Source organism: Streptomyces sennicomposti, from assembly GCF_019890635.1.
GTDB lineage: Bacteria > Actinomycetota > Actinomycetes > Streptomycetales > Streptomycetaceae > Streptomyces > Streptomyces sennicomposti.
Genome location: NZ_JAIOAB010000019.1, coordinates 60,944 through 85,209 on the forward strand (window position 1 = coordinate 60,944; position 24,266 = coordinate 85,209).

Sequence of the window (24,266 nt, forward strand, 5' to 3'; positions counted from 1 at the left end):
CGAGCGGACACGGCACGTGGACACGACCGCCGGCGGCACGGACCGGACGCCCGCGGCCTCCCCCGGCGGGGAGGCCCGGCCCGGCCGTGCCCGCCCGGACTCCGCCGCCCCGCGCCACGGCGACGTCTACGTGGTTCCGGGCGACGGGACGGTCCACGTGTTCCGCGACCCCGGCGCCGGCCGCGAGCACGGCGACGGCGAAGCCGCCCCGGGCGGCGGCGCGGACCGGGCCGACCGCGACCGGGCCGACCGTGACCGGGCGGCCCCGGACGAGGTCGTCCTGGACGGCCGCGGCCTGGAGCCGGCCGAACTGGTCCGCATCGCCGACGGCACGGCCGTGCCCGTCGTCCCGCCCGAGGCGTACGAGCGGGCGCACCGCTCCTGGCGGGCGGCCGACCGGCTCGCCGCCGCCGGCCGCCTCTACGGGCGCGGCACCGGCGTGGGCGCCCACCGCTCGGTCCCGGTCGACGCCGAGGACGAGGCCGCGCACGGGCTGCGGCTGCTGCGCAGCCACGCGGGCGGCGCGGGCGCGGTGCTCCCGGTCCGGCAGATCCGCGCCTTGCTCGCCGTCCGCGCCAACCAGCTGCTGGCCGGCGGCTCCGGCATCCAGCCCGCCTTCGTCACCGCCCTCACCGAGGCCCTGCGCCTCGGCGTCCACCCCGCGGTCAACGAGTACGGCGGCCTCGGGACCGGCGATCTGACCGCCCTCGCCCAGACCGGCCTGACCCTGATCGGCGAACGCCCCTGGCACCGCGACCGGAAGACCGCCGCCCCCGCCGAACTGCCCGCCCCGGTCGTGCCGCGGCCCGGCGACGCGCTCGCGCTGCTCAGCAGCAACGCGCTCACCCTCGCCCAGGCCGCGCTCGCCTGCCACGACCTCGACGTACTGCTGCGGGCCACGCACGCGGTGGCCGCCCTGTCGCTCGCGGCGGTCTCCGGCTCCCTGGAGGCGTACGCCCCCGAGGTGCACGCCCTGCGCCCGTACCCCGGGGTCGCCCGCGCCGCCGCCGAGGTGCGGCGGCTGCTGGACGCGCCCGGCCCGGCGCCCTGGCCGGGCCGCCGGATCCAGGACCCGTTCGGCTTCCGGGCCTTCCCGCAGGCGCACGGCCCCGCCCTCGACGCCGCCGAAGCACTGCGTCGCATCGTCGGGACGGAGGTCAATTGCCCCTCGGAGAACCCGCTGATCGCCCCCGACGGCACCGCCGCCCACCACCACGGCGGCTTTTACGCGGCCCCGGTCGGCCTCGCCCTGGACGCCCTGAACCTCGCCGTCCTGCAGACCGCGCAGCTCTCCGCCGCCCGCCTCACCGCACTCGGCCGCCCGGACCTCACCGGCCTGCCCGCCTTCCTCGCCGGGGGGCCGGCCAGCAGCTCGGGCACGATGATCCTGGAGTACACCGCCCACTCGGCCCTGGCCGAACTGCGCCACTGCGCCGCCCCCGCCTCCGCCGGGCACGCCGTGCTCTCACACGGCCTGGAGGAGGCCGCCAGCTTCGCTTCCCAGGCGGCCCGGCAGACCCTGCGCGCGGTGGACGCGTACGGCACCGTACTGGCCTGTGAACTCGTCACCGCTGTAAGGGCGTTGCGGCTCCGTCCGGACCCGTCGGCCGTCCGCGCGTTCACCGTCGCGGACGCCGCGCTGCCGACGGGCGTCGAGGACCGCCCGCTGACGGCGGACGTGACGGCCGCGACGGAACTGCTGCGCACCCTGGCCGAGATCTGAGCCGCCCGGCCGGGCGGCGCGCCGCCCGGCCCGGAGACGCGCCGCCCGGCCCGGAGACGCGCCGCCCGGCCCGGAGACGCGCCGTCCGGGCCGGAGACGCGCCGCCCGGGCGGGGGGTGCACCGCTCCGGCCCGGACGGCCGCCGGGTGCGGCCGTCCGGCGGGAGCCGTCCCGTGCCGCCGGTGCGGCGGCCGTGCCTCAGAGGTCGAACTCGTGCGGCGGCAGGTCCAGCGCGTAGCAGGCCTCGCGGACCACGGCCTGCTCGGTCTTGTCGAAGTCGCCGTCCGCGCCGCCGATGACGATGCCGATCTGGACGACGGCCCGCGCCTCGGCCGGCTTCTTCTTGGCCTTGGCGACCTCCTGGAGCACGCTCACCTTGCCGAAGGCGAAGTCGGCGGTCAGCTTGTTCAGGTTGTCCTCGAAACGGCGGCGCAGGTCGTCCGCGGGGAAGTTCTGCAGGACCTCGTTGGTGGCGATCAGCTGGGCGACGCGCTGCCGCTCCGACGGGTCCACGGTGCCGTCGGCGGCGGCCACGAGCGCGCACATCGCCATGCTCGCGTCGCGGAACGCGCCGCTCTTGAGGTCGTTCTTCTTCGCCACCAGCTGGGTCTGCATCTGCGTCGCGGAGTCCTTGATGCGGTCCCACAGGGCCATGTGCTCTCCAAATGTCGTGTCAGCCCCGTACGGACGGGCCGTACGGGGGTGGTGCGTGTTCCGGTCTGTTTCTACAGCAACGTAGAAACTGGCGGCGGCCGGGAAAAGTTCCTGCGCCGCCCACCGGTTCGCGCGACCCGTGTCACGGGCCCGGTCGGTCGGCCGGGACCACCGTGGCCGTGCGGGCGACTTCCACGGGGCGCGGCGCCCCTCCGGTCCGCGCAGAAGTTGTTCACAATGCAAATGCCCGCGACCGCGGGCGCGGCTCCGGGGCGAGTGGCCGACGCGGCGGACGGGACACGGCGACCGAGGTCATGGCCGGATCAACTGGCCCTGGCGGCGCACTTGTCGGGACTCTCGCGAGGTGCGTTATCGTGTGTACGCAGCAAACGAACTGCACGCCCGTGCGTCACCACCCTGGAGTGCTCTGTCCATGCCGAGGCAGTTACGCGCCGAGCAGACGCGCACGGCCATCATCACCGCGGCCGCCGACCTCTTCGACCGGCGCGGCTACGAACGCACCAGTCTCGGCGACATCGCCGAGCACGCCCGGGTGACCAAGGGCGCCCTGTACTTCCACTTCGCGGCCAAGGAAGACCTCGCCCAGGCCATCATGGAGGCGCAGTCCCGGGCCGCGCGCCAGGCGGTGCGCGAGGTCGACGGGCGCGGCTGCCCCTCGCTGGAAGCCCTGATGCGCATCACCTTCGCGCTCACCCGGCTCTCCGTCGAGAACCCGATCGCCCGCGCCGAACTCCGCCTCGTCACCGGGGGAGTCGCGGTGCGCCCGCCGCTGCGCCACCCCTTCACCGAGTGGCTGGAACTGGTCACCCGCAAACTCCTCGGCGCCGTCCGGGAGGCCGACGTCCACCCGGACATCGACGTGCACGCCGCCGCGCACTCCCTCGTCTCCTTCCTCGTCGGCGTCCGGCTCGCCTGCCGGCCCCTGGAGCCGGTGGCGCGGCTGCCGCGCCGGATCACCGAGATGTGGCACCTCATGATCCGCGGCCTGGTCCCGGTGCCCCGCCGCCCCCGCTATCTCAGCCTCGCCACCCAACTGGCCCGCGAGGCCCGCGCCGTGTGACCCGCCGCCTTGCCCGGCCACTCCTGTCGCCGGGGCCTTTCGCGCCCGATTCACGCGATGGTGTGATCACCGGGGGGCGGGCGGATGCGGCCGGAGTGTCCCGGGTAGGGCCGGGCCATGACGCAGCAGCCCTTCGAACTCCCGCACTTCTACATGCCGTATCCCGCGCGGCTAAACCCGCACCTCGACGAGGCGCGGGCCCACTCCACGCAGTGGGCGCGCGAGATGGGCATGCTGGAGGGCTCCGGCATCTGGGAGCAGGCCGACCTCGACGCGCACGACTACGGACTGCTGTGCGCCTACACCCACCCCGACTGCGACGGACCCGCGCTCTCCCTCATCACCGACTGGTACGTGTGGGTCTTCTTCTTCGACGACCACTTCCTGGAGACCTTCAAGCGCGGCCAGGACCGCGCCGGCGGCAAGGCCTACCTGGACCGGCTCCCCCTGTTCATGCCGCTCGACCTCGCCACCCCCGTGCCCGAGCCGCAGAATCCCGTCGAGGCGGGCCTCGCCGACCTGTGGGCGCGCACCGTGCCGTCGATGACCGAGGACTGGCGGCGGCGGTTCGCGCTGGCCACCGAGCACCTGCTGAACGAGTCCATGTGGGAGCTGTCCAACATCAACGAGGGGCGGATCGCCAACCCCGTCGAGTACATCGAGATGCGCCGCAAGGTCGGCGGCGCCCCCTGGTCGGCCGGGCTCGTGGAGTACGCGACCGCCGAAGTCCCCGCCGTCGTCGCCGGGTCCAGGCCGCTGCGGGTCCTGATGGAGACCTTCTCCGACGCCGTGCACCTGCGCAACGACCTGTTCTCCTACCAGCGCGAGGTGGAGGACGAGGGCGAGAACAGCAACGGCGTCCTCGTCCTGGAGACCTTCTTCGGCTGCACCACGCAGGAGGCCGCCGACGCCGTCAACGACGTCCTGACCTCCCGGCTGCACCAGTTCGAGCACACCGCGCTCACCGAGGTCCCCGCCCTCGCGGCGGAGCACGGCCTCACCCCCGACCAGATCGCGGCGGTCGCCGCGTACACCAAGGGCCTGCAGGACTGGCAGTCCGGCGGACACGAATGGCACCTGCGCTCCAGCCGGTACATGAACAAGGGCGCCCGCCCCGACAACCCCTGGCAGCGCCCCACCGGACCGGGCGCCTCCGCGGCCGACGTGCGCGCGCTGCTCGCGGCGGCCGGCGTCGAACGCCTGCGCGCCTACACCCACGTGCCGTACCAGAAGGTCGGCCCCTCCCGGCTCCCCGACTTCCGCATGCCCTACCCGCTGGCGCTCAGCCCGCACCTGGACCGCGCCCGCGCCACCCTGCTCGACTGGTGCCACCGCATGGGCATCCTCGAGGAAGGCGTGTGGGACGAGGACAAGCTCGCCGCCTACGACCTCGCCCTGTGCTCCGCCGGCATCGACCCGGACGCCACCCCCGAGGCGCTCGACCTCAGCGCCCAGTGGCTCGCCTTCGGCACCTACGGCGACGACTACTACCCGCTGGTCTACGGCCACCGCCGCGACCTGGCCGCCGCGAAGCTGACCACGGCCCGGCTGTCCGCGTGCATGCCCGTCGACGGCGAGGAGGCGCTCGTGCCCCTCGACGCGATGGAGCGCGCGCTGACCGACCTGTGGGCGCGCACCACCGCCGGGATGACCCCCGACCAGCGCCGCACCCTGAAGCACGCCATCGACTCGATGACCGAGAGCTGGGTGTGGGAGCTGTCCAACCAGATGCAGAACCGGGTCCCCGACCCCGTCGACTACCTGGAGATGCGGCGCGCCACCTTCGGCTCCGACCTCACCCTGAGCCTGTGCCGGATGGGGTACGGCCCGGCGATCCCGCCCGAGGTCTACCGCGCGGGCCCGGTCCGCTCCCTGGAGAACGCGGCCATCGACTACGCCTGCCTGCTCAACGACGTGTTCTCGTACCAGAAGGAGATCGAGTACGAGGGCGAGATCCACAACGCGATCCTCGTCGTGCAGACCTTCTTCGGCATCGACTACCCGGCCGCGCTCGCCGTCGTCCACGACCTGATGACCCAGCGCATGCGTCAGTTCGAGCATGTCGTCGCCCATGAACTGCCCGTCGTGTACGACGACTTCGAGCTGTCGAAGGAGGCCCGTGCGGCGATGGAGGGCTATGTCGCCGATCTGCAGAACTGGATGGCGGGCATCCTGAACTGGCACCGGCAGGTGGACCGTTACAAGGACGAGTGGCTGTCCCGCCGCGCCCACGCCTTCCTCCCCGACCGCCCCCCGACGGCCCCGGCGCTACCGGTCCGCCCTCCGGCACCGCCCCTGGCCGGCTGGTCCGCGGCGGCGGCCGCGTCCGACCGGTCTCCGGTGCCGGCGGTCCCGGTCGGCACGGCGGAGCCGGCCGCGTCGACGCCGGCCGCGCCGGTCAGCCCGCCCGCGCCGGTCAGCCCGGCCGCGCCGGTCAGCCCGGCGGCGCTGGTCAGCCCGCCCGCGTCGGCCAGTCTGGCCGCGCCGGTCAGTCCGCCTGTGTCGGTCGGCCCTGCTGCGTCGGCCAGTCCGCCTGTGCCGGTCAGTTCGGCCGCGTCGACCAGTCCGGCTGTGCTGGTCAGTCCGTCTGTGTCGGTCGGCCCTGCTGCATCGGCCAGTCCGCCCGTGCCGACCAGTCCCCCTGTGCCGGTCGGTCCTGTTGCGTCGGTCAGTCCGGCCGTGCGCGTCAGGCCGGCGGCGCTGGTCCGTCCGGCTGTGTCGGAGGGTCCGGCCGTGTCGACCAGTCCGCCCGTGCCGGTCGGTCCGTCGGCGTCGGCTCTGCCGGAGCAGCGTCCGGCGGCGGCCCCGCCGGCCGGCCCGCCGGCGCTCCGCCTGCCCGCCCATCCGCCGGCCCCCGTCCTGCCGGTCGGCTGAACCCCGCGCGATCCGGCGGGCGGAGCCCGGCCGGAGGAGAACCGATGGAACACACCGCGTTGCGCCCGAAGCCCATGCCCGGCCGGGAGCCGGGCGGGGGCGGGGCGTCCGACGCCGACCGGCTCCCGCCCGCCGTCGCGCCCCGGCGCGGCCGGCGTGCGGTGGCCGTCACGACCGTTCTGCTGGCCGGTCTGATCCTGCTCCTGGCCGGGATCGGCCTCGGCGCGGTGGCCGGGACGGTGATCGGCCTGACCCGGACGGCCGGGCACGGGCCGCCGCCCTGGCCGGTGGGGGCACCCGGCGTGCCGTCGGCCGGGTCCGGTCCGGCGGGTTCCGGCTCGGCGCGCACGGGCCCGTTCGCCCCCGGCGTCCCGTCGGCGGGAGCCGGCCGGGCGGGTACGGGGTCGGCCGCGCCCGGAGCCGCGTCCGCCCGGTCCGGCCCGGCGGACGCGGGCGGGTCGGCGGGCTCCCCGGCCGCCGGAGGCCCGGCCGCCGGTCTGCTCGCGGCCGACTCCGCGACCGGCGACCGGCGGAGCGCAGGCTCCACGACCGGAGACTCGTCGGCCGCAGACTCCACAGTCCCCGACTCCACGACCGCGCACGGCCCGACGGCAGGCTTCGCGGCCGCCGGTTCCGCGGCCGTCGGCTCCCCGGGGGCACGCTCCGTGCCGTCACCCCCGCGGGCGGCCCTCGGGATCGAGGCGGTGGACGACGACGGCCGGGGCGCGCGCGTGACCGCCGTCGAGGTCCCCGGCCCCGGCTCCGCGGCCGGCTTGGCCCGCGGCGACGTGCTCCTTGCCTTCGGCGGCACCCGGGTCGCCTCGGCGGCCGACCTCTCCCGCGCCGTGGCCCGTGCCCGTCCGGGCCGTGCGGTGACCGTGACGGTACGGGGCCGCGACGGCCGCCGCCGGTGGCTGACGCTCACCCCCGACATCGCCCCCTGACCCCCCCCGAACACCGGCGGCCTCTCGCCACGGAACGTCGCCCAAGCCCCCGCCCGAGGGCCCCGCTCCCTGACGGAGTGCTGCCCGCGCATCCGGCCGAGCGCTGCCCCCACCCTCCGGCCGAGCGCCGCTCTCGCTCCTCGGCCGAGTGCCCCACACCGCTTCGCCGAGCGCCGCCCCCGCCCCCGGCGGAGTGTCCTCACGCCCCTTCGCCAAGTGCCGCTCACGCCCTCCGGCCGAGCGCCGCCCCCGCCGTCTGGCCGAGCGCCTCCACGCCCCTTCACCGAGCGCCGGTCGCGCCTCCGGCCGAGCGCCCCCGCCCCCTCACCGAGCGCCGCCCCCGCCCCCTGCCCAGGCGACGGTCACGACCTCTGCCGCACCCCCACCCACTACTATGTCCCCCAAAACCACTGGTCGCGTGGCCGCTCGACCGGCCGGGCCGGGGTGTGCCGCGGACGAGTGAGGCCGATCGGCTCGCGCGGCCCCGTGCGTGCGGGCAGGATGCTGCCCGTAGCCCCGCAGCGCACGCCCGACCGCACAGGGAGGCCTGGATGACCGGCACCGCGCCCGCGCCCTTCACCGCCGACGACTACCGGGCCCGGATGGACCGCGCGGCCTGGGCCGCCGCCGACGCCGGACTCGCCGGGCTGCTGGTGGCCCCCGGACCGGACATGGTCTGGCTCACCGGCTACGCGCCCACCGCCGTCACCGAACGGCTCACCCTGCTCGTCCTCGCCCCCGGCCAGGACCCCGTCCTCGTCGTGCCCACCCTGGAGGCCCCGGACGCCGAGCAGGCCCCCGGCGCGCCCGCGCTGACCCTGCGCGACTGGACCGACGGCAAGGACCCCTACGCCGTCACCGCCGCCCTCCTCGACCGTACCGGCCGGTTCGGCATCAGCGACAACGCCTGGGCCATGCACCTGCTCGGCCTCCAGCAGACCCTGCCCGGCGCCGCCTACACCTCCCTCACCACCGCGCTGCCCATGCTGCGCGCCGTCAAGGACGCGGCCGAGCTGGAGCTGATGGCGGCCGCCGCGGCCGCCGCCGACGCGACGTTCGAGGAGATCCGCAAGGTCCCCTTCAGCGGTCGGCGCGAGTCCGAGATCGGTGCCGAACTCGCCGGGCTGCTGCGGCTGTTCGGGCACTCCCAGGTCGACTTTACCATCGTCGGCTCCGGACCCAACGGCGCCAACCCGCACCACGAGATGGGCGACCGCGTCATCGAGCGCGGCGACATGGTCGTCCTCGACTTCGGCGGCCTCAAGGACGGCTACGGCTCCGACACCACCCGCACCGTCCACGTCGGCGAACCCACCGACGAGGAGCGCCGCGTGCACGACATCGTGCGCGAGGCCCAGGAGGCCGGTTTCCGCGCCGTACGCCCCGGCGTCGCCTGCCAGGAGATCGACCGGGCCGCCCGCGCGGTCATCGCCGAGGCCGGGTACGGCGAGTACTTCATCCACCGCACCGGCCACGGCATCGGCGTCACCACGCACGAGCCGCCGTACATGATCGAGGGGGAGGAGCAGCCCCTCGTGCCCGGCATGTGCTTCTCCGTGGAGCCCGGCGTCTATCTGCCCGGCCGGTTCGGGGTGCGCATCGAGGACATCGTGACCGTCACGGAGGACGGCGGCCGCCGGCTCAACGACACCACCCGCGAGATGGTCCTGGTGGACTGACCGGCCCGGCAGCCCCCATCCGTTACCGACACGACACGGCGCGACGATGACCCAGGCACCGACACCCACCGCGGACACCGTCCGCCGGCTGGTCCGCACGCTCCTCGCCGACGGCGCGGACACCGCGGCCGGCCCCGACGTCCGGCCCGTCGCCGAGGACGGCGGGCCCTGGACCTGGTGGGTCGGCGCCCGCCATGTGCTGCGCCTCGCCCCCGACCGCGAGGCGGCCCTGCGCCAGCGGCGCGAGCTGCGGCTGCGCGATCTGGCCCGCCCCCATGTGCCGGTGGCGGTGCCGGCGAGCGTCGCGCACGGCGAGTGGGCGCCCGGGCTGGCGTACACGCTGGACGCGAGGATCGCCGGCGGCACGGCCGGGCAGCAGGTCTCCGCCCTCGGGGAGGACGATCTGGCCGGGCTGCTCAGCGGGCTGCGCGAGGTGCCCGCCCGGCAGGCCGGGACGCTCGGCGTGCCGCGCACCGCGCCCCGCTCCCTGGAGGCGCTGCGCCGGATGGCCGCGCACGCCGCCGAACAGCTCGGCAAGGCCGACGAGTTCGACCCCGCGCGGATGGCCCAGCTCGCGGGTCCGGCCGCGGCGCAGCTCGCCGCCCAGCCGAACACCGCGGTGCTCGTCCACCACGGCCTGACCGCCGACCATCTGGTGGTCGGCGCCGACGGCCGGGTGCGCGGTGTGCTGGGGTGGGGCGAGGCGGTGATCGGCGACCCGGCCGAGGACATCGCCTCCCTGGCGCGCGCCGTGCGGTCCCCGGCCGCCGTGCGCGCCGCCACCCTCGCCGGGTACGGCGCCCGCCCCTGTCTGCGCGGTCTGTGGCTGGCCCGCTGCGACACCGTGATCCGCCTCGCCGAACGCCTCGAAGGCCGCGACGACACCCCGCTGCCGCTGCTGCGGACCGAGCTGCGGCACGCCTGGGAGGCGATCCTGCTGGAGCGGGTGACGGAGTTCCGCGACGACGCCGCGGACGGCCCGGCCGAGGAGCCGTAGCCGCACCCCTCGGCCGAAGGCCCGGCCGCCGTCGCCCCCTCACCCTCACCGCTGGACCGGAACCAGGCGTCTCACCGCTGGACCGGAACCAGGCGTCTCACCCCCGGACCGGCGCCAGGCGCCTCACTCCTGGACCAGCACCACGCACGACTGGCCCGGCACGTGCAGGACGCCGTCCTCGCCGGGCGGCGTCACCGGCTCCCAGGCCGCCAGCACCCGCACCGGGTGGGTGCCCAGCGGGATCGCGGCCGGTTCCTTGCCCAGGTTCACCGCCACCCGGACGTCCCCGCGCCGGAACGCCAGCCAGCGGCCCTCCTCGTCGAAGGCGACCTTCGTGTCCGCGAGGTCGGGGTCGGTGAGGTCGGGCTGTTCGCGCCGCAGGGCGGTCAGCCGCCGGTACCAGTCCAGCACGCGCGCGTGCGGCTCGCGCTCCGGTTCGCTCCAGTCCAGGCAGGAGCGGTCCCGGGTGGCCGGGTCCTGCGGGTCGGGCACGTCCTCCTCGGCCCAGCCGTGCGCGGCGAACTCCCGCCGCCGGCCCCGGCGGACCGCCTCGGCCAGCTCCGGGTCGGTGTGGTCGGTGAAGTACTGCCACGGCGTGCCGGCCGCCCACTCCTCGCCCATGAACAGCATCGGCGTGAACGGCGCCGTCAGCGTCAGCGCCGCCGCGCAGGACAGCAGGCCGGGGGAGCCCGCGAGCAGGGAGGACAGCCGGTCGCCCTGCGCCCGGTTGCCGACCTGGTCGTGGGTCTGGCTGTAGCCGAGCAGCCGGTGCCCGGCGACCCGGGTCCGGTCCAGCGGCCGCCCGTGCCGCCGCCCCCGGAAGCTGGAGTAGGTGCCGTCGTGGAAGAAGCCGCCGGTCAGCGTCTTGGCGAGGGCCGCCAGCGGGGCCCGCGCGAAGTCGGCGTAGTAACCCTGGGACTCGCCGGTCAGGGCGGTGTGCAGGGCATGGTGGAAGTCGTCGTTCCACTGAGCGTGCAGGCCGAGGCCGCCCTCCGCGCGCGCGGTGACCAACCGGGGGTCGTTCAGGTCGGACTCGGCGATCAGGAACAGCGGCCGGCCCAGGCTCGCGGCGAGCGTGTCCACGGCCGCGGACAGCTCCTCCAGGAAGTGGCACGCGCGCGTGTCCACCAGCGCGTGCACCGCGTCCAGGCGCAGTCCGTCGATGCGGTAGTCGCGCAGCCAGGCCAGCGCGCTGCCGACGAGGAAGTCCCGCACCTCGTCCGAGCCGGCCGCGTCCAGGTTGACGGCCGAGCCCCACGGGGTGTGGTGCGTGTCGGTGAAGTACGGCCCGAACATCGGCAGATAGTTGCCGGAGGGGCCGAGGTGGTTGTGGACCACGTCCAGCACCACGCCCAGGCCGAGTTCGTGCGCCCGGTCCACGAACCGCTTCAGCCCCTCCGGGCCGCCGTACGGCTCGTGCACGGCCCACAGCGAGACCCCGTCGTAGCCCCAGCCGTTCGTGCCGGGGAAGGGGCACACGGGCATCAACTCGACGTGCGTGACGCCCAGTTCGACCAGGTGTTCAAGACGCGCGGCGGCCGCGTCGAAGGTGCCCTCGGGCGTGTACGTGCCCACGTGCAGCTCGTAGAGCACCGCGCCCGGCAGCGCGCGCCCGGCCCACTCGCCGGTGCGCCAGGCGTGGCGCCCGTGGTCGACGACGGCGCTCAGCCCGTCCGGACCGTCCGGCTGCCGCCGCGACCGCGGGTCGGGCAGCACCTGCCCGCCGTCCAGCGCGAACCCGTAGCGCGAGCCGTCGCGCGCCTCGGCCTCGCCGGTCCACCAGCCCGCGCGTTCCGGGTCGCGCTCCAACGCGCGCGTGACGTCGTCGCACTGGAGCGTGACGTGATCGGCCTGCGGTGCCCACACCTCGAACTGCACGGACGGTTCCCCTTCGTCTGCTCACCGTGATGTAGCCCGTCCATGGTGCGCCAAACGAGATCAATCCGCTTCCGCATCCGCCCTTTTGCGGCGGGTGTCGCCGGCTGCGCCCGGCCTCGGTTCCTTCCCGTTCATTCCGGGCACACCGGCCGGCCGTCCGGGACACGGGAACTGACCGGGCGTCACGCGCGCGTGCTCCCGTTCGAGTGACCGGGGCTGGGGAGCGCGGGCCGTCGTGCCGATACCCCGGGCATGAACCACTTCACCAGGACGACGGCCCTGCTGCGGCGCGGCGCGACCACGGCGGCGGCCGTCCTGCTCGCGGCCCTCCCCGTCCAGGCCGCCCACGCCGCCCAGGACTCGCACCCGCGCCCCCGGCACACCGCCGACCAGAGCGACTGGCTCTACGTCACGGTCAGCCACGGCGACGACGCCCGCACCGGCGACAGCCGGGGCGCCCTGCTGCGCTGCGAGCCGCCCCAGGGCCACCCGCACGCCGCCGCGGCCTGCGACCAGCTCCGCTCGGCCCACGGCGACATCCGCGTCATCCCGCACAAGGAGGTGTTCTGCTCGATGATCTACGCCCCCGTGACCGTCCAGGCGCGCGGCCAGTGGCAGGGGCGCGCGGTCGACTACACGGAGACCTTCCCCAACGCGTGCGTGATGAGGGCCCGTACGGGAGACGTGTTCGCCCTGGATCAGTGACCTCTCGAACCGGTGTCCGGGCGCGGGTGCACGCCCGGACATCGGTCGGAGAAGAGGGTGTCCGGGCAAGCGGAGGATCGTTTCATCAGATCATCAGTTCCCGGGCGTGGTGGGCCGCCGCCAGGACCGTACGGCTCTGGTGCTCGACCTGGTGGTCCAGGGGCACCCAGCGGGCCCGGAACCGGGCCGCGAACGCCGTGCTCCACGCCGCCACCAGGCGCTCCAGCTCGGGCACGGCGGGATCGCCGGCCGCCCGCAGCACCCGCAGCAGCATCGCCGCCGCCCTCAGCGGCAGCCGGCGGCCGAACGCGTCCACGCTGCCCACGTACGACATCGTCGTCTCGGCGGGCGGGACGCGCACCCAGTCCGCGGCCAGGCCCGGCACCAGACCGAGCCCCCAGCGCGCCGCCCGCAGCAGCGGCCCCTCGGGGCCGTCCAGCCGGGGCAGCGCCTCGGCGAGCACCGCCTCCACCCGCCCCGCGTCCCGCAGCAGCCGGTCCGCCAGCCGCCGCTGCGCCCCGGCCGGATCCGGGTGCGGGACCGGGTCGTCGACCAGGTCGCTCGCCCACATCGGCACCTCCACCACCGCGGTCATCCCGCCGTGCCGGTGCGCCTCGTACCAGGTGCTGTGCCGGGCGTCGTCCGGCAGGCTCGGATACGCCGGGTCCGTGCCCGGCGCGGGCATCACCCGCACCCCGGGGCCGGAGACGGGCCAGCCCGCCGCGTCGCAGGCGCCCGTCTCCACCGGGATGTGCAGCTCGGCGGCCGACTTGCGGAACGGCTCGGCGAGGCCGGGCACGTCCCGGGTCAGCTGCACCCAGCTGCCGCCCAGTTCGGTGCCGTGCAGCGACACCTGGAGGTAGGGCCGCAGCGCGGCCACGACGGCGGTCAGCGCGCGCGTCTCCGGCGGCAGCAGCTCGGGCGGCAGCACGGACGGCGACCACTCCGGCTGCTCGGGACCGGCGGGCCGGAAGAACCCGAGGTGGTAGTCGTAGAGGCTGCGCGGGGCCGGCGTCACGTGCAGGCTCGCCCCGTCCGGGTCGGCGCACAGCAGGAAGTGCCAGGAGACGCCGGCCCGCAGCCGGGGGTCGTCCGCCACCCGGTGCACCAGCGAGAGCAGCGTGGCGCCGCCGGTGGGCTCGTTGGCGTGGGCGCCGGCGACCACCAGCACGGCACGCCGGGCGTGCCCGACGGACAGCAGGTGCAGCGGCCGGCCCGCGCGGGACGCGCCGACCTCCTCCAGGCCGCACAGACGCGGGCGGTGCGCGGCCAGTTCCCGAACCGCCGAGACCAGTTCGGGAACGCTGGGGTAGCGCGGCTCCGGCAGCAGACTCACCCCCGTACTCGTCCGCCAGGCTTCGCATTCGCAGTACCCCACGGACGCGGACGGCTGTCAAGAACGCCCAGCCGCCCGCCTCCCGCCCGGGCCGCCCCCGGACCGGTCACTCGGTCCCGGCCGGCTCCGTCACCCGCTCCAGCAGCGCCACCGGCAGCTCTTCGAACAGCTCCGCCACGCGCGCGTGCCCCTCGAACTCACGTCCCGGCGCCAGCGCGTCGGCCCACCGGCCCGGCGGCAGCGTCAGCCGTGTCTCGCGCCAGCCGCCCGCCTCGGCCAGCCGCAGCGACAGCCGGGTCACGGCCGTCAGCACCTGCCCGGACCGCGCGAACGCCAGGCAGTGCTCCGCCGCCGGCCCCTCGGCCGCCAGCGGCTCGTACGTCGCCTTGTCGCCGAAGACCTCCGGGCGGCGCGCCCGCAGCCGCAGCGCCGCCGCCGTGACCGCGCCCTTCTCGCCCGGGTCGGGCGGCGGGAAGTGCGCGGGGCGGCGGTTGTCCGGGTCCACCAGGGCCCGGTACTCGGCCTCCGCGCCCTGGTAGACGTCGGGCACGCCCGGCATCGTCAGATGCACCAGCGCGGTGGCGAGGACATTGGCCCGGATGTGCGGCTCCAGCTTCTGGCGGAAGGCGGCCACCGGCTCGCCCGCCGCCCCGCACGGCCCCTCGGCGACGAACCGCTGCACCGCCTCCTCGTACGGCGGCTCCTGCTCCGTCCAGCTCGTGTGCAGGCCCGCCTCGCGGACGTGCTTGAGCAGCGCCTCCCGCACCCGTCCCGCGTCCGCCGGGCCGAGCCCGAACACCGTCTGCCAGGCCGCCCACGCCAGCTGCGCGTCCGGCGCCTCGGCCCCCGCGCCGGACACCCCGGCCAGCAGCTCCGCCCACTGCCGCGGGCACTCGGTCAGCACCGCCAGGGCCGCCCGTACGTCGGCGCTGCGCTTGGTGTCGTGCGTGGAGACCACGGTCCCGGTCGCGGGCCAGTCGCGCTGCACGCGCGCGCAGTACGCGTGGAAGTCCGCCGGGCCCACCGCCGGGCGCCCGGGCTCGCCGCCGACCTCGTTGGCCGACAACAGCGGCACGTAGCGGTAGTAGGCGGTGTCCTCGACGGACTTGGCGCGCAGCGCGGAGGCGGTCTGCGCGAACCGGGTGCGGAACTCCACGGCGTCCGGACCCGTACCCGCCCGGCCCAGCACCAGATCGCGCACCACGTCCACCGCCTCGCCCTCCTCGGGCACCGCGAAGGCCCGCTTCGCCTCGGCCGCGGCCTCCTCGGTGACCACGGCGGAGGCGTCCACGGAGGCGTAGGGCCGGTACACCTCCAGGCGCACCAGCAGCTCGCGCAGCGCGGTGCGCAGCGCCCAGGGCGCGCGGTCGCGCAGCGCCGGGTCCGGGGAGCCGGCGCACACCCGGTGCGCGGCGCGGGTCAGCCGGTCCGTCTCGGCGGCCAGCTCGTGCGTGATCACCTCGTACGCCGCCTGCCGCGCCGTCGCCGCCCAGTCGCCGCCGCGGTCGGTCCGCGGGGCGGCGAAGCGGCGGTAGGCGGTCAGGAGTTCGGCACCGCCCTCGGGGTCGGCGAACAGGCCGTCCACGTGGCGCAGGGCGTCGTAGCCGGTGGTGCCGGCCACCGGCCAGGCGGCGGGCAGGTGCTCGCCGTCGGAGAGGATCTTCTCCAGGACGGTCCACCGGCCGCCGGTCGCCGTGTGCAGCCGGTCCAGATAGGCGTCGGGGTCGGCGAGGCCGTCGGGGTGGTCCACGCGCAGGCCGTCCACCACGCCCTCGCCGAGCAGCTGGAGGATCTTGGCGTGGGTCGCCTCGAACACCTCCGGGTCCTCCACCCGCACCCCGATCAGCTCCGAGATGCTGAAGAACCGCCGGTAGTTCAGCTCGGTGCGGGCCAGCCGCCACCACGTCAGGCGGTACCACTGCGCCTCCAGCAGCTCGGGCAGCGGCAGCCTCTCCGTCCCGGCGCGCAGCGGGAAGACGTGGTCGTAGTAGCGCAGGACGTCGCCGTCCACGCGCAGCTCGCCGATCACCTTGCCGACCGGACGGCCGAGCACCGGCAGCAGTACCTTGCCGCCCTGCGCCTCCCAGTCGATGTCGAACCAGCGCGCGTACGGCGAGGCGGGCCCCTCCCGCAGCACCTCCCACAGGACGCGGTTGTGCCGGGGCGCCACCGCCATGTGGTTGGGCACGATGTCCACGACCAGGCCGAGCCCGTGCTCGCGCGCCGTGCGGGACAGCGCCCGCAGCCCCTCCTCGCCGCCGAGTTCGGCGCGCACGCGCGCGTGGTCGACGACGTCGTAGCCGTGCGCGGAGCCGGGGACGGCCTCCAGGACGGGGGAGAGGTGCACATGCGAGACGCCGAGCGAGGCCAGGTACGGCACGGCCGCCTCGGCGGCGGCGAACGGGAATTCGGGCTGGAGCTGGAGCCGGTAGGTGGCCGTGGGCACGACGGGTGCGGTGCGCTCGGGTGTCATGGAGAGCTACGTACCCGCCCGGCCGCCTTTCGTGCCGTCCGCCGGTCAGGTGCCCGTCGCCCCACCCGGGCGGCCCAGCGGCTCACCCGGACGGGGGACGACGCGAAATCACCCGAACGGGTGAGCGTGGTGGTGGGTCAGGCCGGCCGCTGGAGCACGGTCATGCTGCGGTCCTCAAGGGTCAGCCGGTCGCCCGCGCGCACCTTGCGCCCGCTGCCGGCGGCCAGCGGCCGGTCCCGCGCGGTGTCCACCACCACCTGCCACTGGCGGCCGTGGTCCACCGGCACCACGAAGTCGAGCGCCTTGGGCGCGGCGTTGAACATCAGCAGGAACGAGTCGTCGGTGATCCGCTCGCCGCGCTGGCCCGGCTCCGAGATGGCGTTGCCGTTGAGGAACACCGTCAGCGCCGAGGCGCGCGCCGAGTCCCAGTCCCGCTGCGCCATCTCCTTGCCCTCCGGGGTGAACCAGGCGATGTCGGACAGCTCGTCGTGGGTCCCCTCCACGGGCCGGCCGTGGAAGAAGCGGCGCCGGCGGAAGACCGGATGGTCCCGGCGCAGGGCGGCCATCGCCCGGACGAACTCCAGCAGCTCCTCGTCCTCGCCCGCACCCTCGCCCTGGCCCTCGGGCCAGCGCACCCAGGACAGCTCGTTGTCCTGGCAGTAGGCGTTGTTGTTGCCCCGCTGGGTGCGGGCGAACTCGTCGCCGTGGCTGATCATGGGCACGCCCTGGGAGAGCATCAGCGTCGCGACGAAGTTGCGCATCTGCCGCGCCCGCAGCCGCAGCACGCCCTCGTCGTCGGTGTCGCCCTCCGCGCCGCAGTTCCAGGACCGGTTGTGGCTCTCGCCGTCGCGGTTGTCCTCGCCGTTGGCCTCGTTGTGCTTGTCGTTGTACGACACCAGGTCGTGCAGGGTGAAGCCGTCGTGGCAGGTGACGAAGTTGATCGAGGCCAGCGGGCGGCGGCCGTCGTCCTGGTAGAGGTCGGAGGAGCCGGTCAGCCGGGAGGCGAACTCCGCCAGCGCCCGCGGCTCGCCCCGCCACAGGTCCCGCACCGTGTCGCGGTACTTGCCGTTCCACTCGGTCCACAGCGGCGGGAAGTTGCCCACCTGGTAGCCGCCCTCGCCCACGTCCCACGGCTCCGCGATCAGCTTCACCTGGGAGACCACCGGGTCCTGCTGCACCAGGTCGAAGAACGACGACAGCCGGTCCACCTCGTGGAACTGGCGTGCGAGCGTGGCCGCCAGGTCGAAGCGGAAGCCGTCCACGTGCATCTCGGTGACCCAGTAGCGCAGCGAGTCCATGATCAGCTGGAGCACGTGCGGGGACCGCATGAGCAGCGAGTTCCCGGTGCCCGTGGTGTCCATGTAGTAGCGCGGATCGTCGGTGAGCCGGTAGTACTGCGGGTTGTCGATGCCCTTGAAGGACAGCGTCGGGCCCAGGTGGTTGCCCTCGGCGGTGTGGTTGTAGACCACGTCGAGGATGACCTCGATCCCGGCCTCGTGCAGCGCCCGCACCGCCGACTTGAACTCCAGCACCTGCTGGCCGCGGTCGCCCCAGGAGGCGTACGCGTTGTGCGGGGCGAAGAAGCCGATGGTGTTGTAGCCCCAGTAGTTCGACAGGCCCATGTCGACCAGCCGGTGGTCGTTCACGAACTGGTGTACGGGCATCAGCTCCAGCGCCGTCACGCCCAGTTCGGTCAGGTGCTCGATGACCGCCGGATGGGCGAGGGCCGCGTAGGTGCCGCGCAGCTCCTCGGGCAGCCCCGGGTGGCGCATGGTGAGGCCCTTGACGTGCGCCTCGTAGATCACCGTCTCGTGGTAGCCGCGGCGCGGGCGCCGGTCGTCGCCCCAGTCGAAGTACGGGTTCACCACGACCGACGTCATGGTGTGCGGCGCCGAGTCCAGGTCGTTGCGCCGCTCCGGGTCGTCGAAGTGGTAGCCGTACACCTCCTCTCCCCAGTCGATCGCCCCGCTGATCGCACGCGCGTACGGGTCGAGCAGCAGCTTCGCGGAGTTGCAGCGCAGTCCGCGCTCCGGGGCGTACGGGCCGTGCACCCGGAACCCGTACCGCTGTCCCGGCATGACCCCCGGGACGTACGCGTGCCGGACGAACGCGTCGCTCTCCCGCAGTTCCACCGCCGTCTCCGAGCCGTCGTCGTGCAGCAGACACAGCTCTACTCGGTCCGCGGCCTCCGTGAAGACCGCGAAGTTGGTGCCGGCGCCGTCGTACGTGGCGCCGAGCGGATACGCCTCTCCAGGCCAGACCTGCATGGACACGACTCTTTCAGGTGTGCGGCGCCGGGGTGGCGCCCTGGCCCCGAGTGTCCCCGAAAGTGAGGGCGCCACCTATGACTCCTGCCGGGTGCGTCGCCCCGGCCGGCGGTCCTATCTGCCCGGGACGGTGCCCGTCAACGCTATGAATAACCTCACTCCGCCCCGGCGGACGGACCGGAACGGACGGAAAGCGTGGGGAAGTTGAGAAAGGAGCTGCCCATCCGGCTGCACCGCGGACCGCTCCCGGAGTACCCTTCCTTGATCGTTGGGACGGGGAGGCTCCGGGGGAGCGGAAGGCGGTGCACGGGTGGGCTCGGGAGGCCTGGAGCTGCCCCCTGGTGACGAGGGTCACGAGGGGAACTCCACAGACGTCCCGCCCGGTGCGGTGTCCCTGGCCCGGCCGATGGACGCCGGCGCCATCGGCCCCGAGCTGGACTGGGACGCCGACGCCTGGCGCGAGGTGCGCACCCGCGCCCAGCGGGCCGGCCGGGCCTACATCTGGCTGAACCTGGTCGAACAACGGCTGCGCGCCGTCGTCGCCGCCGTGCTGCGGCCCGTCTACGAACCCGTCCACGGCGAGGACTGGGTGGTCGCCGCCGCCGGCCCGGCCGGCCAGGAGTGGGCCCAGCGCGCGGTCGCCGTGCGCGAGGTCAGCCGCCGCAAGGGCTATCTGCTCGACCCGGCCGACGACAACGTCATCAGCTTCCTGACCCTGCCCCAGCTGCGCGAGCTGATGGTGCAGCACTGGCCCTGCTTCGAGCCCTACCTGGACGACCGCCGCGACGTCGAACTCGCCCTGGACGAGCTGGAGGTCACCCGCAACGTCGTCTCCCGCAACCGGGCCCTGTCCGAGGCGGTGCTCGCCCAGGCCGAACGCGCCTCCGCGCGCCTGCTGGAGATCCTCGGCGCCGGCGGCGACGTGCCCTCCGCCCGGCGGCTGCCGGTGGACGCGGTGGAGGACCTGATCGGCGACCGGTACGCCGACGTGGTCGCCGTCCACCCGGACCGGGTGCGGCTGCTGCGCCAGTTCCCGGCCGAGGACATCTTCGGCGGCGCCCGCCGCCTGGACGCCATCGGCATCGGTCTCAACCTGCTCGTGCAGAACTTCTCCGGCCGCCGCCTGGTGCGGCTGGCCGAGTCCGGCTGCCGGGTGCGGCTGCTGTTCCTGAACCCGGCCTCCAGCGCGGTCAAGCGGCGCGAGCGCGAACTCGGGCTCAAGCGCGGCGAGCTGAGCCGCTCGGTGGAGATGAACATCCTGCACATGCGCCGGGTGCGGGCCCGGCTGCGCGACCCGGGCGCCTTCGAGATCCAGGTCTACGACGAGACGCCGCGCGTCTCCGCGTACCTGGTGGACGGCGACGGCTCCGATGGCATCGCGGTCACCCAGTCCTATCTGCGGCGCAGCCGGGGCATGGAGGCGCCGGTGTTCGTCCTGCGCAACGGCGGCCGGGTGGTCAAGTCGGGCGAGGTGGACGAGGGCGGTCTCTTCGCCGCCTACCGCGAGGAGTTCGAGACGATGTGGGTCGATTCGCGCCCGGTGTCCTGAAATCGCCGCCGATCCCGGGCTTGTGGGGGTGCCGGCCGGGCCGGAAAGCGGAACGCGGTCCTCTGATTGTCAGTGGCGCGTGCGAAGGTGAGAACCACTGGGGGAGAGCACCACGAGAAGGGGGGCCGCCATGGGCTGGCACCAGGAGCTGCTGATCGGCTTCGACCTGGAGACGACGGGGACGGATCCGCGGACGGCGCGCATCGTCACGGCAGCCGTGATCGAGGTCCGGGACGGTGAGCCGGCCGGGCGCCGGGAATGGCTGGCCGACCCGGGCGTGCCCATACCGCCGGACGCGGTCGCCGTGCACGGCATCAGCACCGAGCGGGCCGCCGCCGAGGGGCGGCCCGCCGACCGGGTCGCCGACGCCATCGCCGAGGCCCTGACGGGGTACTGGCGGGCGGGGGTGCCGGTCGTGGCGTACAACGCCGCCTTCGACCTGACCCTGCTCTCCGCCGAACTGCGGCGGTACGGGCTGCCGTCGCTCGCCGACCGCCTCGGCGGCGCGGAGCCCGGCCCGGTCGTGGACCCGTACACCATCGACCGCTGGGCCGACCGCTACCGGCGCGGCAAGCGCACCCTGGAGGCGGTGTGCACGGAGTACGGCGTCGTGCTCGGCGCCGCCCACGACGCCTCGGCCGACGCCCTCGCCGCGGCCCGCCTGGCCCGCGCGATAGCCGTCCGGCACGCCAAGGTGGCCGCCCTCGGCCCGGCGGAACTGCACCGCTCCCAGATCCAGTGGCACGCCGCCTGGGCGGCGGACCTCCAGACCTTCCTGCGCGGCAAGGGCGACCCGACGGCGGTGGTCGACGGGGCGTGGCCCCTGCGGGAACTGACGGAGGAGCGGGTCTGAGAACCGCCGCCCGCCGGTTCACCGGCCGCCGGGGGTGCCGGCCGCGGGGCGGACCGACCGGGCGGGTGGTCCGCCCCGACCGCCCTTCCTGGCCCGGCCCTTCCCGGCCCTTCCCGGGCGGGGGCGGTTCGGCGGGGCCGGGCCGGACCCCGGTCGGAGCGTCGGCGGGCGGAGAGGCTGACCGCGGCGGGGCGCCCGGCGGTCCCGGCGCCGCCGACCGGGAGGTCCGGGCGCGGGCGAGCGCGTCGGGCGCGTCGGCCGCATCGGGCAGCCCGGTCGGGCGGACGGCTCGGCCGGGTTCGGGGCGCGCGGGCCATGGCCGGGAGCGCCCGGCGGGGGCGGCGCCCGGCCCGGTCGTGGACCCGTACACCATCGACCGCTGGGCCGACCGCTACCGGCGCGGCAAGCGCACCCTGGAGGCGGTGTGCACGGAGTACGGCGTCGTGCTCGGCGCCGCCCACGACGCCTCGGCCGACGCCCTCGCCGCGGCCCGCCTGGCCCGCGCGATAGCCGTCCGGCACGCCAAGGTGGCCGCCCTCGGCCCGGCGGAACTGCACCGCTCCCAGATCCAGTGGCACGCCGCCTGGGCGGCGGACCTCCAGACCTTCCTGCGCGGCAAGGGCGACCCGACGGCGGTGGTCGACGGGGCGTGGCCCCTGCGGGAACTGACGGAGGAGCGGGTCTGAGAACCGCCGCCCGCCGGTTCACCGGCCGCCGGGGGTGCCGGCCGCGGGGCGGACCGACCGGGCGGGTGGTCCGCCCCGACCGCCCTTCCTGGCCCGGCCCTTCCCGGCCCTTCCCGGGCGGGGGCGGTTCGGCGGGGCCGGGCCGGACCCCGGTCGGAGCGTCGGCGGGCGGGGAGGCTGACCGCGGCGGGGCGCCCGGCGGTCCCGGCGCCGCCGACCGGGAGGTCCGGGCGCGGGCGAGCGCGTCGGGCGCGTCGGCCGCATCGGGCAGCCCGGTCGGGCGGACGGCTCGGCCGGGTTCGGGGCGCGCGGGCCGTGGCCGGGAGCGCCCGGCGGGGGCGGCGCCCGGGTTCAGAACGGGTACCAGCGGACCGATTCGTCGCCCTCGCGCAGGGACGCCACCCGGCGTTCGAACTCGGTCAGGGCCTTGGGGTTGGCCGGGGCGTGCTGGGCGACCCAGGCGCAGCTCGCCGTCTCCCGGGCGCCGCGCAGCACCGAGCAGCCCGCCCACTCCCGCACGTCCCAGCCGTACGCCGCGGTGAAGGCGTCGTACGCCTCGGCGGGCAGGCCGTAGCGGTCCCGGGACAGGGCCATCACCACCAGGTCGTGCTCGCGCAGGTCGGCGGAGAAGGTCTCCAGGTCCACCAGGACCGGACCGTCCGGTCCGATGTGCACGTTGCGCGGCAGCGCGTCGCCGTGGATCGGGCCGGGCGGCAGATGCGGGACGAGCGCGGCGGCGGCCGCCGCGAACCCGTCGCGCCGCTCGCGCAGATAGGCGGCGTCCGCCGGGTCGACCGCGTCGCCCGCGAGCCGCAGCCAGCGCTCCACCCCGCCGAGCAGTTCGCGCGGCGGCAGCGCGAAACCGGGGGCGGGCAGCGCGTGCACGACGCGCAGCAGTTCGGCGAGGTCGCGGGGTTCGGCGGGCCGCACCGGGTCGGGCAGCCGGTGCCACACGGTCACCGGATGTCCCTCGACGAGCAGCGCCTCGTCCTCGGCGGCGCGCACCGCCGGGACCCCGGCCTCGGCCAGCCACCGCGCGATCCGCAGCTCGCGCCGCGCGCGGTCCAGCAGCTCGGCGTCCCGGCCCACCTTGACGACGAGGTCCCCGGCGGCGAAGACCGCGTTCTCGCCGAGCGCGAGCAGCCGCGCCCCGTCCGCCGCCCCGGCCACCACGTTCGCCGCCGCCAGCACGCCCCGCGCCCGCGCCTCGTCCATCGTCCGCCTCCCTGTCCGTCGTCGTCCAGCGGCGGCTGTCGTCCTCCGCCGCCGGACGGTCAGTGTCGCATCCGCACTGGTGGGAGGCGTGCGCGGTTAATGTATTGCACGAGACGTCTCGTCTCGCCTAGGGTCTCGGGCATGACCAGTCGCGCTCATATCGCCATGTTCTCCATCGCCGCCCACGGCCACGTGAACCCCAGCCTGGAGGTGATCCGCGAACTCGTCGCCCGGGGCCACCGGGTGACCTACGCCATCCCCCCGCTGTTCGCGGAGAAGGTCGCCGAGACCGGCGCGGAGGTCAAGCCCTGGCACTCCACGCTGCCCACGCCCGACGACGACCCGTCCGCCTGGGGGACGACGCTCCTGGACAACGTCGAGCCGTTCCTGAACGACGCGATCCAGGCCCTGCCCCAGCTGATCGACCTCTACGACGGCGACGAACCGGACCTCGTCCTGCACGACATCACCTCCTACCCGGCCCGCGTCCTCGCCCACCGCTGGGGCGTGCCCGCCGTCTCCCTCTCGCCCAACCTCGTCGCCTGGGAGGGGTACGAGGAGGAGGTCGCCGAACCGATGTGGGCCGAGCCCAAGAAGACCGAACGGGGCCGCGCCTACTACGCCCGCTTCGAGTCCTGGCTGCGCGAGAACGGCGTCGCCCTGCACCCCGACGACTTCGCCGGCCGTCCCGACCGCTCGCTGGTCCTGATCCCGAAGGTCCTCCAGCCGAACGCCGACCGGGTCGACGAGCGCGTGTACTCCTTCGTCGGCGCCTGCCAGGGCGACCGCTTCGCGCAGGGCGCCTGGGAGCGGCCCGCCGGCGCGAAGAAGGTGGTGCTCGTCTCGCTCGGCTCGGCCTTCACCCGGCAGCCCGCCTTCTACCGGGAGTGCGTCAAGGCCTTCGGCGAGCTGCCCGGCTGGCACACGGTGCTCCAGATCGGCAAGCAGGTGGACCCGGCCGAGCTGGGCGAGGTGCCGGACAGCGTCGAAGTGCGCTCCTGGGTGCCGCAGTTGGCGATCCTGCGCCAGGCCGACCTGTTCGTCACGCACGCCGGGGCCGGCGGCAGCCAGGAGGGGCTGGCCACCGGCACGCCGATGATCGCCGTTCCGCAGGCCGTCGACCAGTTCGGCAACGCCGACGTGCTCCAGGGCCTCGGCGTCGCCCGGCATCTGCCCACCGAGGAGGCGACCGCCGAGGCGCTGCGCGCCGCCGCCCTCGCCCTGGTCGACGACCCGGAGGTGGCCCGCCGGCTCAAGGAGATCCAGGCCGGCATGGCCGAGGAGGGCGGCACCCGGCGGGCGGCCGACCTGATCGAGGCCGAACTGCCCGCGCACCGCCGCTGATCCGGCGA

The 24,266-nt window shown here is 75.3% G+C and carries 14 protein-coding genes and 3 pseudogenes; 11 read left to right on the forward strand and 6 right to left on the reverse strand.

What is annotated here, in order from left to right:
* Positions 1-16 precede the first annotated feature (16 nt).
* Positions 17-1,723: an aromatic amino acid ammonia-lyase gene (locus K7787_RS13740; protein WP_308036346.1), complete on the forward strand. Its 1,707-nt coding sequence runs from the start codon at positions 17-19 to the stop codon at positions 1,721-1,723.
* 198 nt (positions 1,724-1,921) lie between these two features.
* On the opposite strand, the gene K7787_RS13745 is transcribed toward K7787_RS13740, so the two are convergent.
* Positions 1,922-2,377, reverse strand: a complete 456-nt coding sequence (locus K7787_RS13745; protein WP_009191277.1) for a tellurite resistance TerB family protein — start codon at positions 2,375-2,377, stop codon at positions 1,922-1,924.
* Between the two features lie 433 nt (positions 2,378-2,810).
* Between K7787_RS13745 and K7787_RS13750 the strand changes: the two genes are divergently transcribed.
* The 5 genes and pseudogenes from K7787_RS13750 to K7787_RS13770 all read left to right on the forward strand — a co-directional run bounded on the left by K7787_RS13750 (position 2,811) and on the right by K7787_RS13770 (position 9,952).
* On the forward strand, positions 2,811-3,458 hold the full coding sequence (locus K7787_RS13750; protein ID WP_164388587.1) for a ScbR family autoregulator-binding transcription factor: 648 nt from the start codon (positions 2,811-2,813) through the stop codon (positions 3,456-3,458).
* Positions 3,459-3,575: 117 nt separating this feature from the next.
* Positions 3,576-5,723, forward strand: a pseudogene (gene cyc2, locus K7787_RS13755) (germacradienol/geosmin synthase Cyc2); the annotation flags it as partial.
* 653 nt (positions 5,724-6,376) lie between these two features.
* Positions 6,377-7,276, forward strand: coding sequence for a PDZ domain-containing protein (locus tag K7787_RS13760; protein ID WP_247720855.1), 900 nt, complete (start codon positions 6,377-6,379; stop codon positions 7,274-7,276).
* A 551-nt stretch (positions 7,277-7,827) separates the two neighbouring features.
* A complete protein-coding gene (locus tag K7787_RS13765) occupies positions 7,828-8,955 on the forward strand; it encodes an aminopeptidase P family protein (protein ID WP_223001567.1) in 1,128 nt (375 codons plus the stop codon).
* Positions 8,956-9,001: 46 nt separating this feature from the next.
* Positions 9,002-9,952 carry a phosphotransferase family protein gene (locus K7787_RS13770; protein ID WP_223001568.1) on the forward strand — a complete coding sequence of 317 codons (951 nt, stop codon included), beginning with the start codon at positions 9,002-9,004 and terminating at the stop codon, positions 9,950-9,952.
* Between the two features lie 123 nt (positions 9,953-10,075).
* On the opposite strand, the gene treZ is transcribed toward K7787_RS13770, so the two are convergent.
* Positions 10,076-11,830 carry a malto-oligosyltrehalose trehalohydrolase gene (treZ, locus tag K7787_RS13775; RefSeq protein WP_223001569.1) on the reverse strand — a complete coding sequence of 585 codons (1,755 nt, stop codon included), beginning with the start codon at positions 11,828-11,830 and terminating at the stop codon, positions 10,076-10,078.
* A gap of 252 nt (positions 11,831-12,082) precedes the next feature.
* Here treZ and K7787_RS13780 point away from each other — a divergent pair, with 252 nt between their 5' ends.
* Positions 12,083-12,535, forward strand: a complete 453-nt coding sequence (locus K7787_RS13780) for an SSI family serine proteinase inhibitor (protein WP_223001570.1) — start codon at positions 12,083-12,085, stop codon at positions 12,533-12,535.
* A gap of 85 nt (positions 12,536-12,620) precedes the next feature.
* On the opposite strand, the gene K7787_RS13785 is transcribed toward K7787_RS13780, so the two are convergent.
* From K7787_RS13785 to glgX, 3 genes are all read right to left on the reverse strand, one after another.
* Positions 12,621-13,871: a M14 family zinc carboxypeptidase gene (locus K7787_RS13785; RefSeq protein ID WP_223001571.1), complete on the reverse strand. Its 1,251-nt coding sequence runs from the start codon at positions 13,869-13,871 to the stop codon at positions 12,621-12,623.
* A 106-nt stretch (positions 13,872-13,977) separates the two neighbouring features.
* A complete protein-coding gene (gene treY, locus K7787_RS13790; RefSeq protein ID WP_223001572.1) occupies positions 13,978-16,344 on the reverse strand; it encodes a malto-oligosyltrehalose synthase in 2,367 nt (788 codons plus the stop codon).
* A 137-nt stretch (positions 16,345-16,481) separates the two neighbouring features.
* Positions 16,482-18,611: a glycogen debranching protein GlgX gene (glgX, locus tag K7787_RS13795; protein WP_164394672.1), complete on the reverse strand. Its 2,130-nt coding sequence runs from the start codon at positions 18,609-18,611 to the stop codon at positions 16,482-16,484.
* A gap of 310 nt (positions 18,612-18,921) precedes the next feature.
* On the opposite strand from glgX, the gene K7787_RS13800 reads away from it, so the two are divergent.
* The 3 genes and pseudogenes from K7787_RS13800 to K7787_RS13810 form a co-directional block, all read left to right on the forward strand.
* Positions 18,922-20,160 (forward strand): DUF5919 domain-containing protein, encoded by a 1,239-nt coding sequence (locus K7787_RS13800; protein ID WP_078512117.1) that lies wholly within the window; start codon positions 18,922-18,924, stop codon positions 20,158-20,160.
* 130 nt (positions 20,161-20,290) lie between these two features.
* Positions 20,291-21,013: a 3'-5' exonuclease gene (locus K7787_RS13805; RefSeq protein ID WP_223001573.1), complete on the forward strand. Its 723-nt coding sequence runs from the start codon at positions 20,291-20,293 to the stop codon at positions 21,011-21,013.
* A gap of 323 nt (positions 21,014-21,336) precedes the next feature.
* Positions 21,337-21,699, forward strand: a pseudogene (locus K7787_RS13810) (3'-5' exonuclease family protein); the annotation flags it as partial.
* 351 nt (positions 21,700-22,050) lie between these two features.
* Here K7787_RS13810 and K7787_RS13815 read toward each other — a convergent pair.
* Positions 22,051-22,914, reverse strand: coding sequence for a phosphotransferase enzyme family protein (locus tag K7787_RS13815; RefSeq protein WP_223001574.1), 864 nt, complete (start codon positions 22,912-22,914; stop codon positions 22,051-22,053).
* A 104-nt stretch (positions 22,915-23,018) separates the two neighbouring features.
* Here K7787_RS13815 and mgt point away from each other — a divergent pair.
* Positions 23,019-24,258 (forward strand): annotated as a pseudogene (gene mgt / locus K7787_RS13820) (macrolide-inactivating glycosyltransferase).
* Positions 24,259-24,266 lie beyond the last annotated feature (8 nt).

Coding starts and splice junctions, on each gene's coding strand:
- K7787_RS13815 (WP_223001574.1), bottom strand. CDS start 22,914: ATGGACGAGGCGCGGGCGCGGGGCGTGCTGGCGGCGGCGAACGTGGTG.
- K7787_RS13770 (WP_223001568.1), top strand. CDS start 9,002: ATGACCCAGGCACCGACACCCACCGCGGACACCGTCCGCCGGCTGGTC.
- K7787_RS13780 (WP_223001570.1), top strand. CDS start 12,083: ATGAACCACTTCACCAGGACGACGGCCCTGCTGCGGCGCGGCGCGACC.
- glgX (WP_164394672.1), bottom strand. CDS start 18,611: ATGCAGGTCTGGCCTGGAGAGGCGTATCCGCTCGGCGCCACGTACGAC.
- K7787_RS13805 (WP_223001573.1), top strand. CDS start 20,291: ATGGGCTGGCACCAGGAGCTGCTGATCGGCTTCGACCTGGAGACGACG.
- K7787_RS13745 (WP_009191277.1), bottom strand. CDS start 2,377: ATGGCCCTGTGGGACCGCATCAAGGACTCCGCGACGCAGATGCAGACC.
- K7787_RS13750 (WP_164388587.1), top strand. CDS start 2,811: ATGCCGAGGCAGTTACGCGCCGAGCAGACGCGCACGGCCATCATCACC.
- K7787_RS13765 (WP_223001567.1), top strand. CDS start 7,828: ATGACCGGCACCGCGCCCGCGCCCTTCACCGCCGACGACTACCGGGCC.
- treY (WP_223001572.1), bottom strand. CDS start 16,344: ATGACACCCGAGCGCACCGCACCCGTCGTGCCCACGGCCACCTACCGG.
- K7787_RS13760 (WP_247720855.1), top strand. CDS start 6,377: ATGGAACACACCGCGTTGCGCCCGAAGCCCATGCCCGGCCGGGAGCCG.